This is a genomic window from Flagellimonas lutimaris (assembly GCF_051494225.1).
Lineage (GTDB): Bacteria > Bacteroidota > Bacteroidia > Flavobacteriales > Flavobacteriaceae > Flagellimonas > Flagellimonas lutimaris_A.
In genome coordinates, this window is sequence record NZ_JBNPYE010000009.1 from 137,285 (window position 1) to 152,045 (window position 14,761).

18 protein-coding genes are annotated in these 14,761 nt (G+C 39.7%); 9 read left to right on the top strand and 9 right to left on the bottom strand.

Annotation, left to right across the window (positions count from 1 at the left end):
* Position 1: 1 nt before the first annotated feature.
* From ACQQ5U_RS15880 to ACQQ5U_RS15890, 3 genes are all read left to right on the top strand, one after another.
* Positions 2-1,462, top strand: a complete 1,461-nt coding sequence (locus ACQQ5U_RS15880; protein ID WP_437399021.1) for a NupC/NupG family nucleoside CNT transporter — start codon at positions 2-4, stop codon at positions 1,460-1,462.
* A 405-nt stretch (positions 1,463-1,867) separates the two neighbouring features.
* Positions 1,868-2,692, top strand: a complete 825-nt coding sequence (locus ACQQ5U_RS15885) for a thymidylate synthase (protein ID WP_437399023.1) — start codon at positions 1,868-1,870, stop codon at positions 2,690-2,692.
* 18 nt (positions 2,693-2,710) lie between these two features.
* Positions 2,711-3,592 carry a type II toxin-antitoxin system death-on-curing family toxin gene (locus ACQQ5U_RS15890; protein WP_437399025.1) on the top strand — a complete coding sequence of 294 codons (882 nt, stop codon included), beginning with the start codon at positions 2,711-2,713 and terminating at the stop codon, positions 3,590-3,592.
* Between the two features lie 40 nt (positions 3,593-3,632).
* Here ACQQ5U_RS15890 and ACQQ5U_RS15895 read toward each other — a convergent pair whose 3' ends face one another.
* The gene (locus tag ACQQ5U_RS15895; RefSeq protein WP_437399027.1) at positions 3,633-3,866 is read right to left on the bottom strand and encodes a hypothetical protein; all 234 of its coding nucleotides are present in this window, start codon (positions 3,864-3,866) and stop codon (positions 3,633-3,635) included.
* Positions 3,867-3,976: 110 nt separating this feature from the next.
* Here ACQQ5U_RS15895 and ACQQ5U_RS15900 point away from each other — a divergent pair, with 110 nt between their 5' ends.
* Genes ACQQ5U_RS15900 through ACQQ5U_RS15915 form a run of 4 tightly spaced genes read left to right on the top strand, consistent with a single transcriptional unit; the run spans position 3,977 to position 5,705 of the window.
* Positions 3,977-4,195: a helix-turn-helix domain-containing protein gene (locus ACQQ5U_RS15900; protein WP_437399029.1), complete on the top strand. Its 219-nt coding sequence runs from the start codon at positions 3,977-3,979 to the stop codon at positions 4,193-4,195.
* 19 nt (positions 4,196-4,214) lie between these two features.
* A complete protein-coding gene (locus ACQQ5U_RS15905; RefSeq protein WP_437399031.1) occupies positions 4,215-4,643 on the top strand; it encodes a Dabb family protein in 429 nt (142 codons plus the stop codon).
* Between the two features lie 9 nt (positions 4,644-4,652).
* Positions 4,653-5,033, top strand: coding sequence for a VOC family protein (locus ACQQ5U_RS15910; protein WP_437399033.1), 381 nt, complete (start codon positions 4,653-4,655; stop codon positions 5,031-5,033).
* 15 nt (positions 5,034-5,048) lie between these two features.
* Entirely contained in the window at positions 5,049-5,705 is a 657-nt protein-coding gene (locus ACQQ5U_RS15915; protein ID WP_437399035.1) for an HAD family hydrolase, read from the top strand.
* A gap of 73 nt (positions 5,706-5,778) precedes the next feature.
* Here the strand turns inward: ACQQ5U_RS15915 and ACQQ5U_RS15920 are convergent, their stop codons facing one another.
* Together ACQQ5U_RS15920 and ACQQ5U_RS15925 are read right to left on the bottom strand one after the other, a co-directional pair.
* The gene (locus ACQQ5U_RS15920) at positions 5,779-6,075 is read right to left on the bottom strand and encodes an isoamylase early set domain-containing protein (protein WP_100817310.1); all 297 of its coding nucleotides are present in this window, start codon (positions 6,073-6,075) and stop codon (positions 5,779-5,781) included.
* Positions 6,076-6,218: 143 nt separating this feature from the next.
* Entirely contained in the window at positions 6,219-7,310 is a 1,092-nt protein-coding gene (locus ACQQ5U_RS15925; RefSeq protein ID WP_437399038.1) for an aminotransferase class V-fold PLP-dependent enzyme, read from the bottom strand.
* 54 nt (positions 7,311-7,364) lie between these two features.
* Between ACQQ5U_RS15925 and ACQQ5U_RS15930 the strand changes: the two genes are divergently transcribed.
* On the top strand, positions 7,365-7,757 hold the full coding sequence (locus tag ACQQ5U_RS15930) for a 2TM domain-containing protein (RefSeq protein ID WP_437399040.1): 393 nt from the start codon (positions 7,365-7,367) through the stop codon (positions 7,755-7,757).
* The gene (locus tag ACQQ5U_RS15935) at positions 7,754-8,245 is read left to right on the top strand and encodes a dihydrofolate reductase (protein ID WP_437399042.1); all 492 of its coding nucleotides are present in this window, start codon (positions 7,754-7,756) and stop codon (positions 8,243-8,245) included. The genes ACQQ5U_RS15930 and ACQQ5U_RS15935 overlap by 4 nt, the downstream gene beginning before the upstream one ends.
* A gap of 3 nt (positions 8,246-8,248) precedes the next feature.
* On the opposite strand, the gene murI is transcribed toward ACQQ5U_RS15935, so the two are convergent.
* From murI to ACQQ5U_RS15965, 6 genes are all read right to left on the bottom strand, one after another.
* Positions 8,249-9,028 carry a glutamate racemase gene (gene murI / locus ACQQ5U_RS15940; RefSeq protein ID WP_437399044.1) on the bottom strand — a complete coding sequence of 260 codons (780 nt, stop codon included), beginning with the start codon at positions 9,026-9,028 and terminating at the stop codon, positions 8,249-8,251.
* Positions 9,029-9,115: 87 nt separating this feature from the next.
* Complete coding sequence (locus ACQQ5U_RS15945) at positions 9,116-9,625, bottom strand: OmpH family outer membrane protein (RefSeq protein WP_437399046.1); 510 nt, start codon at positions 9,623-9,625, stop codon at positions 9,116-9,118.
* 49 nt (positions 9,626-9,674) lie between these two features.
* Positions 9,675-10,496, bottom strand: coding sequence for an OmpH family outer membrane protein (locus ACQQ5U_RS15950; RefSeq protein ID WP_437399048.1), 822 nt, complete (start codon positions 10,494-10,496; stop codon positions 9,675-9,677).
* Positions 10,497-10,594: 98 nt separating this feature from the next.
* A complete protein-coding gene (locus tag ACQQ5U_RS15955) occupies positions 10,595-13,258 on the bottom strand; it encodes a BamA/OMP85 family outer membrane protein (RefSeq protein WP_437399050.1) in 2,664 nt (887 codons plus the stop codon).
* Positions 13,230-13,970 (bottom strand): isoprenyl transferase, encoded by a 741-nt coding sequence (locus tag ACQQ5U_RS15960; RefSeq protein ID WP_437399052.1) that lies wholly within the window; start codon positions 13,968-13,970, stop codon positions 13,230-13,232. Before ACQQ5U_RS15960 ends, ACQQ5U_RS15955 begins: the two co-directional genes overlap by 29 nt.
* 1 nt (position 13,971) lies before the next feature.
* Positions 13,972-14,655, bottom strand: a complete 684-nt coding sequence (locus tag ACQQ5U_RS15965; RefSeq protein ID WP_437399054.1) for a DUF6089 family protein — start codon at positions 14,653-14,655, stop codon at positions 13,972-13,974.
* Between the last annotated feature and the right edge of the window lie 106 nt (positions 14,656-14,761).

Here is a 14,761-nt window from a genome sequence, read left to right on the forward strand (position 1 = left end):
CATGGCGAAAAAGACCCAAAGTTTACTTATACTTTTATTCATTTGTTCGGTCACTTTCGGCCAAAGCTCAATACCCGCAGATTCACTTAACGTTGCTATAGGAACTACCATAACGGAGAATATTGCAACACAAGAAGTGGCTGAGATAATTCCCAACCAAGGATTTTCCATATCAACTTTGTTGCGGGGTGCCTTGGGGATGGTGATACTCGTCCTCATTTCATTCTTGTTCAGCTCCAACCGTAGGGCCATCAACTGGAAAACGGTGGGGATAGGTTTGTCATTACAAGTATTGATAGCCATCGGGGTATTAAAGATTCCCTTTGTTCAATACATCTTTGAGCAAGTAGGAAGCATTTTTGTAAACATTCTGGACTTTACCCGTGCAGGTAGTCAATTCCTGTTTGAAGGACTAGTCGTGGATATGGACACCTTTGGTTACATCTTCGCTTTTCAGGTATTGCCGACCATTATATTTTTCAGTGCCTTGACCTCCGTTCTCTACTACTTGGGCGTTATCCAAGTTGTGGTAAAATGGATGGCTTGGTTGCTTTCCAAAACACTGGGTATTTCTGGAGCGGAAAGTCTTTCGGTTGCGGGCAACATCTTTTTAGGGCAGACCGAAGCTCCTTTATTGATAAAAGCCTACTTGGAAAAAATGAACAAATCCGAAATCCTATTGGTGATGATCGGCGGAATGGCCACCGTAGCCGGAGCTGTATTGGCCGCATATATTGGATTTCTAGGAGGAGATGATCCCGAGTTACGTTTGATTTTCGCCAAACACCTTTTGGCAGCATCGGTAATGGCAGCGCCTGGTGCTATTGTTATTTCAAAAATATTATACCCGCAAACCGAAGAAGTAAACACCGATGTAGAGGTTTCCTCGGAAAAAATTGGAGCCAACATCTTGGACGCCATTGCCAACGGAACTACCGAAGGGTTAAAACTCGCCTTAAATGTTGGGGCCATGCTTTTGGTTTTTGTAGCTTTTATTGCCATGATGAACGGGATTTTGGGCTGGATAGGCGATGTAACCACTTTTAATAGCTGGATTGCCGCCAATTCTCCCTATGAAAACTTCTCTCTCGAAGCCATTCTAGGAACCGTTTTTGCCCCGCTCATGTGGTTAATTGGTGTCGCCAACGAGGACATTATGCTCATGGGACAGCTACTTGGTATAAAATTGGCCGCAAGTGAGTTTATCGGGTACATCCAATTGGCAGATCTTAAAAATGTGGCCAGTGGTGTACATTTTACTTACAACAAATCCGTGATAATGGCCACCTATATGCTTTGTGGCTTTGCCAACTTTGCTTCTATCGGAATTCAAATTGGAGGTATTGGTTCTTTGGCCCCTGGTCAGCGTAAGGTACTTTCCTCTTTTGGAATGAAGGCCGTTTTGGGCGGTTCGTTAGCTTCCTTGTTGTCCGCCACCATTGCTGGTATGATTTTAGGGTAGATGGGGGAAGGGTGAGAAGAGCGTCAGTTCGAGTTTTTTCATGGAAAAAGTATCGAGAACAAGCGTTACATTATTAAAATTCTGCCTCTCAAAACAATTTTTCTTCGTTTTCACTCTAAAAATTACTCGAGTTGACTAATTTCAATCCATATACTTTGCAGATATCTTAAATCAACTATAACCGGTCACCCCATTCACTCAATAACCAACTAGTTAATAAAGTTTTTATAAGTCTTTCCATTTTCTATTTCAAAAATTTGATTATTGAATTAATTTCGATGGATTGATTTTTTGTTAAATTGAGTTCAGTCAAGATGACCTGGTTTTAATCCAGTAAGATTTCTCGATACAATTTTCCGCTAGCGGAAAACCACTCGAAATGACATTAGTAACGGAATAGACAGCATGAAACAATACCACGACCTTCTTAAACATGTATTGGAGCACGGAAACCAAAAAGGGGACCGTACGGGAACAGGAACCTTGAGTGTTTTTGGCTATCAAATGCGATTCGACCTCTCTGAGGGCTTTCCCATGGTGACCACCAAAAAATTGCACCTTAAATCCATTGTCCATGAACTGTTGTGGTTTTTGAAAGGGGACACCAATATTGGATACCTCCAAGAGAACGGCGTGCGTATTTGGAACGAGTGGGCCAATGAAAACGGTGACTTGGGCCCCGTTTACGGACACCAATGGCGCAATTGGAACAGCGAAGAAATTGATCAGATCAAAGAAGTGGTCGAGACTTTAAAGAGCAATCCGAACAGTCGTAGAATGTTGGTTTCTGCATGGAACCCCAGCGTATTGCCCGACACCTCGGTTTCTTTTGCAGAAAATGTGGCCAATGGAAAGGCTGCGCTCCCTCCCTGCCATGCTTTTTTCCAATTTTATGTGGCCGATGGCAAACTTTCTTGCCAATTGTACCAACGTAGTGCCGACATCTTTTTGGGCGTACCGTTTAACATTGCCTCCTATGCCCTGTTTACCATGATGATGGCCCAAGTCTGCGGCTACCAGCCCGGAGAGTTTATCCACACCTTTGGTGATGCCCATATCTACAACAACCACATGGAGCAGGTGGAACTGCAATTGAGTCGCGACCCACGCCCCTTGCCCACCATGAAACTGAACCCCGAGGTAAAGGATATTTTCTCCTTTACATTTGATGATTTTGAGCTCTTGAACTACGACCCGCATCCGCATATTAAGGGAGTGGTTGCGGTGTAAGCAATAATTTAAAATCCCATGATAGAGAATTTCACTACTAAAAAAAATGGTAGAGTTTTTTATTTAACTGCAGACTGTATTCTTGACTTACACAATTTACTATCTCAGAATGTGTCCCTAATTGATATTGACCCCGTAGAACCTCCTGGAGTTAAAAATCAGGGAATGTTAGAAAGCGCAGTAAGCCGCCAAACTGTTGGCTCTGGAAACTATTATAAATATGACAACTCTTTTTCCAATGCGGCTACTTTAGTTTATGGAGTAATTAAAAACCATGCATTTCATAATGGTAATAAAAGGGCTGGTTTATTGGCCTTGATAAAACATCTTTATGCCAATGGTTATGTTTTGAATCCGAGTCTAAAAGGTGATGATTTATATGATTTTCTAATAGCCATAGCTGACTCAAAGCTGAGACAGTTATTCTTAAAAAAATATCGCAAAAAAAATTATTATGTAATTCCTTCTAAAGGAAGCAAAAATAATACTGAGTGGGATGATGACACTAATATCAATTTTATGCAAGTTTGGATTAACAACAACTCATCTCCTAAAACCAATACTCTTAAAGGAGATTTAAAAATTTCTACTTTAAAAAACATTCTTAAAAACAAGAACATTGTCCTAGAGCAGAATGGGAGTGTTATTGAAGTTTTTATTGAAAAAGAAAATAAATTTTTAGGGATTGGGATAGGTAAAAAGAAGCAAAACTTAAAAAAATATTCGCTTGGTAATAGTAGAAACTCGGTAAATAGAAATATCTTAACAAACTTGAGAAAAGATTTCAGTTTAACCAAGGCACATGGTGTGGACAATACGTTTTTCTATGATGATGATGCATTTCTTGATCAGGAAATCAAGGCCTATAAATCCATCATCTATAGACTCTCTAAATCTTGATTTTTCGGAGATCAATTATTTCTTTCTTTAATTCCCCTGGCTAGCGCGAGTCTTTTGACACGATTAGTGTGCTATTATTCAAAACCTTCCCAATCCCACGCAACGCCGCTGCCACATTTTGAATTTCTCTTCGGGTAAAGCTCCCTTCCTCCACATAAAAAAGCATTTCAATGCCCAAATCCAAAACTTCAGCCAGTTCTGTAGGAGAAGCGTAGGCATCTTCAAACAAATCGGTTAAGCTAACTTGTTCAATGTTTTTATTTGCGTCATTCATTGTCATAATAAAATATGACCTAAATATAATCAAATACTTAAAATGTCATATTTTATTATGACGTTTCTTCTGTTTTATCTGGTCAATTTTGTTTTGTTAGGACACATTCAATGTTAACAAAGCAGGAATTATCAATAAAAATTGGAAATCGAATCAAACAACTCAGAAAAGAGAAAAACATTTCTCAAGCTGAGTTGGGGAGATTATGCGGTCGTGACAAACAACATATCGAACTTATCGAAAACCACAAAGTTTCTGCGAACACCTATACGCTTTACACTATTGCAAATGCACTTGAAATTGATTTTGTCGAATTGTTCAAGTTTTAATTCCAAATAAACACAATAAATGAAAACCACTGCCATCACCCTTTTCGCCGCGCTATTATTTGCCAGTTGTGGCGATCAAACCAAAAAAGAAACTGCCGAAGAACAGGAAGAAGAAACTGTGGAAAAAACAGAAGAAGTAACGGGGCCTCAATTGCGCCACGTAGTATTGTTCAAATTTAAAGAAACATCGAGTGCTGAAGATGTAAAACAAGTAGAAGAGGCGTTCAACGCTCTTCCATCAAAAATTTCCGAAATAAAGGGCTACGAATGGGGCACAAACAACAGTCCGGAAAACCTGAACAAGGGACTTACCCATTGTTTCTTTCTAACGTTTAGCAGCGAAGCTGATCGCGACACTTACCTTACCCACCCCGACCACGTGGCCTTTGGTAATATTGCAGGACCACACATTGCCGATGTAACCGTTGTGGATTACTGGACCAAATAACCCCTTTCCATGAATTTAAACCAGATAACGGTCCCTTCGCTTGATTTGACAAAATCAATCGCTTTTTACGAAACGTTGGGGTTGAAATTAATCGTTAAATCCCTTCCCCACTACGCAAGATTCGAATGTCCCGATGGAGATTCCACATTTTCTTTGCACCAAACGGAGGAGTTGCCAAAAGGAGAAGGCATTTACGTGTATTTTGAGTGCGAAAATTTAGATGAGCAGGTTGAAACCTTGAAACAAAAGGGGATTCAATTTGATTTGGAGCCCACGGACCAAAAATGGTTGTGGAGAGAAGCACGGTTAAAAGATGTTGATGGAAACCAACTCATTCTTTTCCATGGTGGAGAAAATAGACTAAACCCTCCTTGGAGAATCGATAATTGAACAAATTTGAACTTTATGGCGATAACCGGTGTAATATTTGATTTTAACGGCACCCTATTTTTTGATACCCACTTACATAATCAGGCTTGGGACATTTTTTTAAAAAAGCATTCCTTTGCGCTTACCGACGAAGAAAAAAACTTTAAAATCCACGGTAAAAACAATGCGGAAATCATGTCCAACCTGTTTTCCAAGGATTTATCAAAAGACGACATAAAAACCTTAAGTATAGAAAAAGAGGATATTTACCAGTCGCTCTGTTTAAAAGAAAAAATGGAGTTGGCTCCCGGAGTTTTGGACTTTTTGGAATATCTGGACAAAAACCAAATCCCATTTACCATTGCAACGGCTTCCGACCTATACAATCTACAGTTCTATTTTGAACACTTGGAGCTAAAAAAATATTTTGACTTGGACCAAATCGTTTATAGCAATGGAAAGATAAAAAGTAAACCCCACCCCGAAATCTTTTTAAAAGCTATGGATGTTTTAAATATCGATGCCAGTGAAACATTGATTTTTGAAGATTCGACCTCAGGAATATTGGCCGCTGAAAATTCCAAGGCAAAAAAAATCATTATCGTGGACTCGGCCAATAATGACTACAGCAAATGGAATTATGACATTATCACCTCTTTTGATGAAATCGACACCGCTATTTTTAAAAAATAGTCAGCCCTTCTACTAATTAAAAATGGAAAAACCACCATCAGTTTGGGGAGCTTGATGGTGGCTAAACAATAGTTTACACTTCCAATACCGCATTTTCTGCACCGGCATAATCGTTCCACTGGAAACGATCTGCCTCAGCATCGTTGGTATAGTTGCCATCGATCAAATATCTAAACTCGTAGCTATTTTCTACAGGTAGGTCGAACGTTCCTTTAAAAGTTCCGTTCTTCAATTTCTTCAAGCTGCTCTTCTTGGGGTTCCATTTGTTGAAATCCCCCACTACTGCAACAGTCTTTGCCTCTTCTGCAGGAACTGAAAAAGTTACTTTGCAAACAGGCTTGCTTTTTAAGTATTGTTTCTTGATTGCCATGGTACTACAATTTTAATTTCAATACAAAACAATACATAAAACTGTTTATTTACAATTAGTTAGAATCGATTTATCAATTTGATAAAATCCGCCTAACCACAGGATCACTTTTAGCAAATAAAATTGCCATTTTTTGTGATTTATCACTTTGATGACCAACGTTTTACAAGTGTTGCGATAACATCTATCTCTTCTTCGGTATTGTAGAAATGAAAACTAAACCGAACACCTCCTCCCCTTAGGGACGCCACTACATTTTCTTCCGTTAATTTATTGAAGAGTTTCTCATCTCCCTTTATATTAAAAATGGTACTGTGCTGTTTTCTCTTTGTAATGGCCGGCTCCAAAAGATCCATTTCCGAAAAAGCCGCCAACGCTCGTTTTGATAGTTTTTCCAATTGGGCCTGTACATTTTCCAATCCTATTTCATCCAAAAAATCGATTGCAAATTCCAAACTTCCAAAATTTAAAGAATCCAGATGACCGGGCTCCAAAAATTTACAGAAGGTTATGCTGTTGCGTTTGGAAGCATCATTATTCACAGAGCCGTTCCCAATGCCCTTCAAATCAAATTCATCCATCACCCCGTCCTTTACAAGGTAAAATCCGTTTCCGTAACCGGCCAGCAACCATTTATATGCGCTGGCTCCCAAAATATCGATACCGGATTCTTCAAAATCGAAGACCTCAGTCCCCAAAAATTGGGTTCCATCGGCCATAACAATCAAATTGGGGAATTCCTTTTTTAAATCCTTTAAAAATTCAAAATCAATACGGACACCGTTCACCCATTGCACCAAACTAAGGGCAAGGATATCAACATCGCCTTTCTTCACTTTGGCATGAATATTTTCTTCCATGTGTTCATCCGCATCTACATAATCCCGCTTAAAGTTTCGGGTTTCGAAGGGCCAGTTGACACTAGGATAATCTTTATTGACCAACAACACTTTTTTATCCTTGGACAAACCTTCCAACAACAAATTGAATCCTAAAGTAAAATTCGGGACCAAGGCCACATTTTCGGCCTTGCAATTAAAAAATTTGCCAACTGTTTTCTTGATCTCGGGCATATGTGCAAAACTCTTGTTCTTCATTTCGCTGCCGCCGATAAGGAAATCCAAGTCGTGTCCTTGGCGCCACTCCATTAAATCTTCGCTCAGCAGACCTGCGGAAGCCGTGTTTGCATAAATACATTGATTAAGAACGGGGAATTTTTTTCTTAGGTTTTGCATGTCGGTATTTTTGGATACAATTCAGTTATCTTTGTTGATAAAGATAGCCATTCCATGTTGTCATTTGGTAAAAAGAAGAAGTCCGAAATAGATTTAGAGCAGCACGAACTTTTGGAAAATGCCCATAAACGCATCAAACAAAAGAAGAGACTGTTCTCCCACTTTGTGATTTTTTTGATCGGAAGTATATTTTTGATTCTTGCCAATAAGGTTTTAAAGTACGGAGAAGCTTACGATTGGTCTATCTGGATCGTATTGGTCTGGACCTTTCTGTTTGCCTTGCATGCCTTTAATATTTTTGTGACGCACAAGTTTATGGGACAAAACTGGGAACGCCAACAACGTGAGCGATTGGTTGATCTTCAAAAAAAACGTATCGGCGAAATACAGAAAGAAATAGAGACAGACTTCCCACTTTCTAAAATCAATAAAAAAAAAGATCAGTGAAGAAATTGATCATTATTGCAGCGGCAGCGGAAAACAATGCCTTGGGCAAGGATAATGACCTTGTTTGGCATTTACCGGACGATTTTAAACGATTTAAGGAGTTGACCTCGGGTCATAAGATCATAATGGGCAGAAAAACCTTGGAAAGCTTTCCAAAACCCCTTCCCAACAGGACGCACATTGCCATTACCCGAGATGAGGACTATACACCCGAGTTTCCATGTACTGTTGTGCACTCCATTAGCGAGGCCACTGCTTTAGTAGAAGACAACGAAACCGCCTTTATTATTGGTGGGGGCAAAATTTACAAACAGTCCATGACTATTGCTACGGATATTGAACTCACAAGGGTTCACGGCACTTTTGAGGCCGATGCCTTTTTTCCAGAGATCAATGAAGAGCAATGGGAGTTGGTGAACGAGGAATATCATCCAAAGGATGATAGGCACAAATACGACTTCACCTATCTTACCTATAAAAGAAAGTAACCCCTAAAAATCCAAATAAGAGACTTGGGCAGCAGGGCGATCAATCAAATCTTTTAAAACTTTTACGTTGGCATTGGTGTGAAAGATATATTCTGGCTGATCCGTAGCTGTGGAAAGTAAATTATTTCGTTCCAAAATGGCTTTAGTTTGCCGTGCCACCGCTTCTCCCGAATCTATTATATTGATGTGCCCTGGCAACATTTTATTCAACACAGGCATCAAATAAGGATAATGGGTGCATCCAAGAACCAAACAGTCTATGTTTTGATTCAGCATGGGCTGCAAGTAGCCTTGTAACAGTTTCTTCATCCCCTCGGATTCTATTTTACCCGTTTCAATGAGTTCAACCAATCCTTTTCCCTCCTGCTCCAGAACCGTGATTCCTTCGGCAAAGAGTTTGGAGGTATTATGGAACAAACTACTGGATAGGGTCCCCTTGGTGGCCAAAACTCCCACCTTTTTGGTTTTGGTATGCAGTGCGGCTGGTTTGATGGCTGGTTCAATCCCAATAAACGGAACGGGGTATTGTGAACGGAGGTAATCTATAGCATTTGTTGTAGCCGTATTGCATGCCACTATAATCATCTTACAGCCACGCTCAAGGAGCGCTTCTGTGTTTTTGATACTAAGCCGTAGAATTTCTTCCTTGGGCTTTTCACCATAGGGTGCGTTGGCACTATCAGCCAAGTAAATCGTATTTTCATAAGGAAGCATTTTTGCCACTTCTTTCCAAATGGACGTGCCTCCCACCCCTGAATCAAAAATTCCAATAGGTTTTGCCATATCTAAAAATAGTCCCTTAAATTATTATGACATAAAAAAACCGCCCTTATTAAAGGGCGGTTTTTTAAATATTGTGAAAAGTTAGGTTTAGAAACCTAATTCTTGCTTTACTTCTGGCAAAAGGTCTTTTCCTTTAGCAACGATCAAGCTCAACCCTGGGCTGGCATCGATTACATAGTCAAAGCCTTGTGCTGCTGCAACTTTTTCGATAGCTGCTTTTGCTTTATCAGAAATTGGAGCGAACAACTCTTGTTGTTTCTTTTGCATTTCTTGCATTGCAGCTTGTTCGGCCTCTTGAATATTTTTTTCAAACCCTTGAAGCTCTACTGCTCTTTGCTCATTTTCTTCCCTTGTTTTGGAAGTGGCTTCATTTTGGTATTGTGTATACTTGTTTTGAAGCTCTGTCATGGAGCTTTGAATATCTGCTCTGTAGGTTTCTTGTAATTTCTTCAATTCTGCCTGTGCAGCCTTCATCTCTGGCATATCAGACAATAATTGCTGCACATTGATGTGGGCAACCTTGCTCTGTGCATTTACAAAACCCGTAGCCGCAACAAACAATACTAGGGCTACAGCAATCCTTTTTACATTTTTCATGATTCTCAACGTTACTATTTTGACTTTAAATTTAGTGTTTCAATATATATTATCCTATTGAATCCTTTTGTTGTTCTTGCGCTTTTTTTCGTTCTTCCAATTTGGCTTTTCTCTTGGCTTCGCGCTCTTCCAATAATTTTTTTCTTCTTGCTTCGTATGCTTTTTTCCGCTCTTCTCTTTCCTTTAATTTATCTGCCCGTCTCTCTTCGGCCACCTTCTCTCTTTCCTCCAAGGCTTCAGCTGCTTGCTCCTGTCTTTCCTTTAAGGCCTCACTAATTTGGCCTTCTTCTTCTTTAAACTGCTCTAAGCGACTCTGCTCATCTTGTTTTTTCTTGGAAGCACTCACCTTTCTGGTCCGTGAAATCTCCCTTAACACCAAGTCACTGATATCGTGCCGTTTTTCGGAATACAACATTACAACATCTGCGGATTTATCAAAAATAAAATCGTATCTTTTATTACCCCCGATTTTTTGTACCTCGTTGAAAACTTGATCTTGTATCGGTTGTATCAATAATTGTTTTTGCAATACCAAATCCCCTTGCGGTCCAAAACGATCTTGTTGGTAGTCCAGCATTTCTTTCTCCAAAATCTGGATTTCCTCTTCCCGCTCCAAAATAAGTTCATCTGTTAGAAGCACTTTTTCTGCCATCAAATCTTTTTTCATTTGATCAATGACACTATGCTTCAGCTCGATTTCCTGTTTCCATTTTTGGGCCTTGGCGTTCAATTGTTCGGTGGCATCCCTGTACTCCTCGACATTTTCGAGGATATACTCCATATCCACATATCCTATGCGCACTCCCCTTTGGGAAAACCCATAAAGGGACGACATCAAAACAACTAATGATAAAAGAACTTTGGTATTCATCTTTGATTCCGCATTTTACATAGAAAATATCGTGCCAAAATTACTAATTTATTTAAAATGAATTACTTACAAATTAGCAATACACAATTTTTCATTGATTAAAACTGCTGCCCGATGATGAAGTGCGTTTGCCAGCCACTTGGCCCTACAGATCCTGGACGGGCATCGCTATCGAAGCCGTAACCAAAATCAATCCCCAAGAGTCCGAATGCCGGCATAAATATACGTAGCCCCACTCCGGCAGATCTTTTTAACTCAAACGGATTATAATCATTAAAATTGTTGAAGGCGTTACCAGCCTCCAAAAATGATAGTGCATATATAGATGCTGTGGGCTTTAAAGTTAGTGGATATCGGAGTTCCAAAGAGAATTTGTTATAAATGGTTCCTCCATCTTGCTCCAATCTACTTGTAATGGGATTTGTAATATATGGTGTAAGGGATTGATTCTCGTAACCACGCAATTGCACTACATCTCTACCATCCAAGGTAAAGTTTCCTAGACCGTCACCTCCAACATAAAAACGCTCAAAAGGAACATCTCCAATATCGTGATTATAAGCACCTAAAAATCCAAATTCGGCATTTGTTCGTAAAGTGAGCTTACCTACAATTGCTTGATACCAATCTCCCTTGAACTTAATCTTATAATACTCCAACAACTTGAAACGCTCCTCTTCCATTTGCTCCAAATCATTGCTCAACTGATTAAACTCTAGCTGCTCTTCTGCAGTATCAGGATTTCCGATTTCAAAAAGTTTACGGGTAGTATCATCAATATCTTGTTTTAACTGCTTAAAGTTTTTTCCACTGAAAAGGGAATATGGCGGGGTGAATTTTGCTGTTAATTCAAAATTAGAACCGGAAGTTGGGAAAATTCTACTAGGCCCTTGAGAACTTCTTGAGATACCAAAAGTATAGCTCAACGAGTTGGAACTTCCATTACCAAAATTGAAAAGTCCGCTATTGTAATCATTAAAATCGTACAACTGATAACTCAAGGAATGTGAAATGGTAAAGAAATCATCGGGCCATTGCACTCGTTTTGCCAAACCGGCAGATACCCCCGTAATGGCGAATCCTCGATCTTTATCAACATCAATCCTCCCATTTTGATTATAACCCGTAGCAAATTGCTGTGTTCTTGATAGTGAAAAATTAAACCTAACTGGCTTTTTACCCCCAAGCCATGGCTCGGAGAAATTCAAACTATATACACGGAAAGTCCTACTGGCCTGCAAGCGTAGGGCAAATGTTTGCCCATCTCCCATGGGAACAGGTTTATAAGCTTCTTTGTTAAAGATATTCTTTAGAGAAAAGTTACTGAAAGAAAGTCCCAGTGTACCAATAAAACCACCACCACCGAAACCACCTTGTAGTTCAATTTGGCTGGAACCTGATTCAACAAGGCTGTAGTTTACATCTACTGTACCTGCATTGGGATTCGGGTTTTGAATATCCGGCACTATTTGCTCGGCATCAAAAAATCCAAGCTGACCTAATTCCCTAATCGTCCTTACGATATTGGACTTACTATATTTTTGACCTGGTCTTGTTCGAATTTCCCTGTAGATTACGTGGTCGTTGGTCTTATCGTTTCCTGAAACAGTAACATGATCCAAGAAAGTCTCCTTTCCTTCTATGATTCGTATCTCAAAATCGATTGTATCGTTTACTGCAGAAACCTCAACTGGGTTGATACTTGAAAACAAATAGCCATTGTTTTGGTAAAGATTGGTCAAATCCTCAGCATCTGGGTCGGAATCATCGGCAACACGCTCCTTAAGCAATACACCATTATAGGTGTCTCCTTTTTTGATTCCCAATACTTGGCTCAGCACCCTGTCTGAATAAACCGAGTTCCCAACAAAGTTGATATCCCCGAAGTAGTACTTATCGCCTTCTTCTACTTCAATGACCAGTTCGATATTCTTTTCATCCAACTTTACAAAGCTGTCCGATAGCACCCTAGCATCCCGGTACCCTCTTTCTGCATAGGTATCCACTAAATTTGAAAGATCTTCCTCAAAGTCAGCCTCAATGTACTTGGACTTTTTCCAAAAGCGGAATAACTTTTTCTTTTTAGTGTTTTTCAAAGATTTTTTAAGCCTTTTATTGGAAATTTTTTCGTTGCCAACAAAGTTGATGTCCCTAATTTTAACCTTATCGCCCTTGCTTACATTGATTACCATGTTCTGGACGTTATTTCCAGTAGTATCCGCAGTAGTAGCGATATTGACCTTTGCATTAAGAAAACCTTGTTTTTTATACTTATTCTGTAGGTAGTTTTTGGTATTCGCAATTAAACTCTCTGTTATTTTCTTACCTTTTTTAAGGTCTGTATCGTCGATGATATCCTCTACCTTTTGTTTTTTAACCCCGTAAACCGTAACATTATTTAATGTTGGGCGCTCGGTAATATTAAGTTCCAAGAAAATTTTATCGTTTTCGACTTTGGTGTAGTACATTTCAACATTGCTGAACAAATCAAGGTTCCACAACTTTTTGATTACCGCACTGATTTCATCGCCCGGCACCTTAATTGGCTGGCCAACTCGCAAACCCGTATAACTCTTTACAGTTTGCTCGTTATAGCTTTGCAATCCAGTGACCGTTAATCCTCCCAAAACATATTGCTTGCCTTCCTCAAAGGAGGTTTCTTGGCCAATACCCTGGGCTGAAAATAATAGTAAGGGGATAATAAGGGCTGAAAGTATAGAATTTGTGATACCCTTAATTAAGTTGTTCGCTCGTTTTTCCAAATCGTCGTTCTCTATTTTGGTAACTTAGTATGGCCTCCACCAAATGGTTTTCTCTAAAGTCGGGCCAAAATACATCAATAAAATATAATTCGGCGTATGCAATCTGCCAAAGTAAAAAATTACTTATCCTGCATTCGCCACTTGTGCGGATAAGTAGGTCTACATCAGGCAAAAAGTGCGCGTAAAGATGTGTATTTATAACTGTTTCATCAATATTTTCGGGGGAAATTATGTTATTTTTAACTTTGATGGCAATCTTCTGAACCGCAGTTTTTATCTCTTCTCGGGAGCCATAGCTCAATGCGAGCGTGAGGGTCATACCCGAGTTGCTTGCTGTTTTGGACATTACCTCGGTAAGTTCCTTATGGACTTTTTCGGGCAATGTGTCGATTTTTCCAATGGCCATTAACCGAATATTATGCTTATTTAAAGTCTTGAGTTCCTTTTTAAGGACATTCACCAACAGCCTCATCAAAGTATCCACCTCCGTTTTGGGGCGTTTCCAATTTTCGGTAGAAAATGCGTAAAGGGTCAAAAAAGGTATTTGGAGTTTTGCACAGCTCTCAACTGTCTGATTTACAGCATCCACCCCATTCTCATGACCAAACATACGGAGCTTACCGCGTTGCTTGGCCCATCTGCCATTACCATCCATAATAATGGCCACATGTTGCGGTAGTTTTTCTTTGTCTACGTCCTCTAGTGTGTTCATTTTATTGAAAACAATCCTGGCAAGGCTTACGTCCAAAGGTATAGGTTAATGTTATACCTGAAAAAACGTACCAGTCATCGCTCAATATATTCCCGAATCGGAATTGCTCAAAATTGGAACCTTCCGGGTTACTTGCGTCCAAATTGTCCGTAAAAGTATACCTGGCCCCAATTTCGGCCCCAAGAATCAGAGATTGATTTAAACGATACTTAGCCCCAACCGTCATTGGAATTGCAAAACTACCTTCTTTTTGGTTAATATCCTGCATCTGAAGGGCATCAATATAATTAAAATCGTACCTGAAGTAAGTTATACCCGTGTAAAGGTAAGGCGTGAAGGCGGGTCCGAGCTTATGTAAATTATATTCCACAAAGTTAATTTCCAGTCCGGCAGAAAACTCCAAAATGGAATTATCCACTACATACCCCCTTTGCTGTCGAGATTCCATACTGGATTTGGTGTCATCGGCGGTGACTTTGCCATAAAGTACGCTTGCACGCCAAGCATAGCGTTTTCCTTTGTTCCACTTAAAGATTCCACCAAAAGCAGGCCCCGAAGGCAAGATATAATTGGTCCTCCCCACATCACCTATCATGTTGGCGCCTCCGGCAAACACCCCTATCTCGTAGGTCTGCGCACTTACCTTGATCACACAGCATAGAAAAACAGCCAAAACTATCCGCATACTATCCAAAAAGTTTGAAGATTTAAGAGTAAAGGAGGGTCTATAGATTTATATTTAGAATTGTTCTCCTTTGTTAAACAGTTTTTCGTTCCTTTTATTGTTTTTG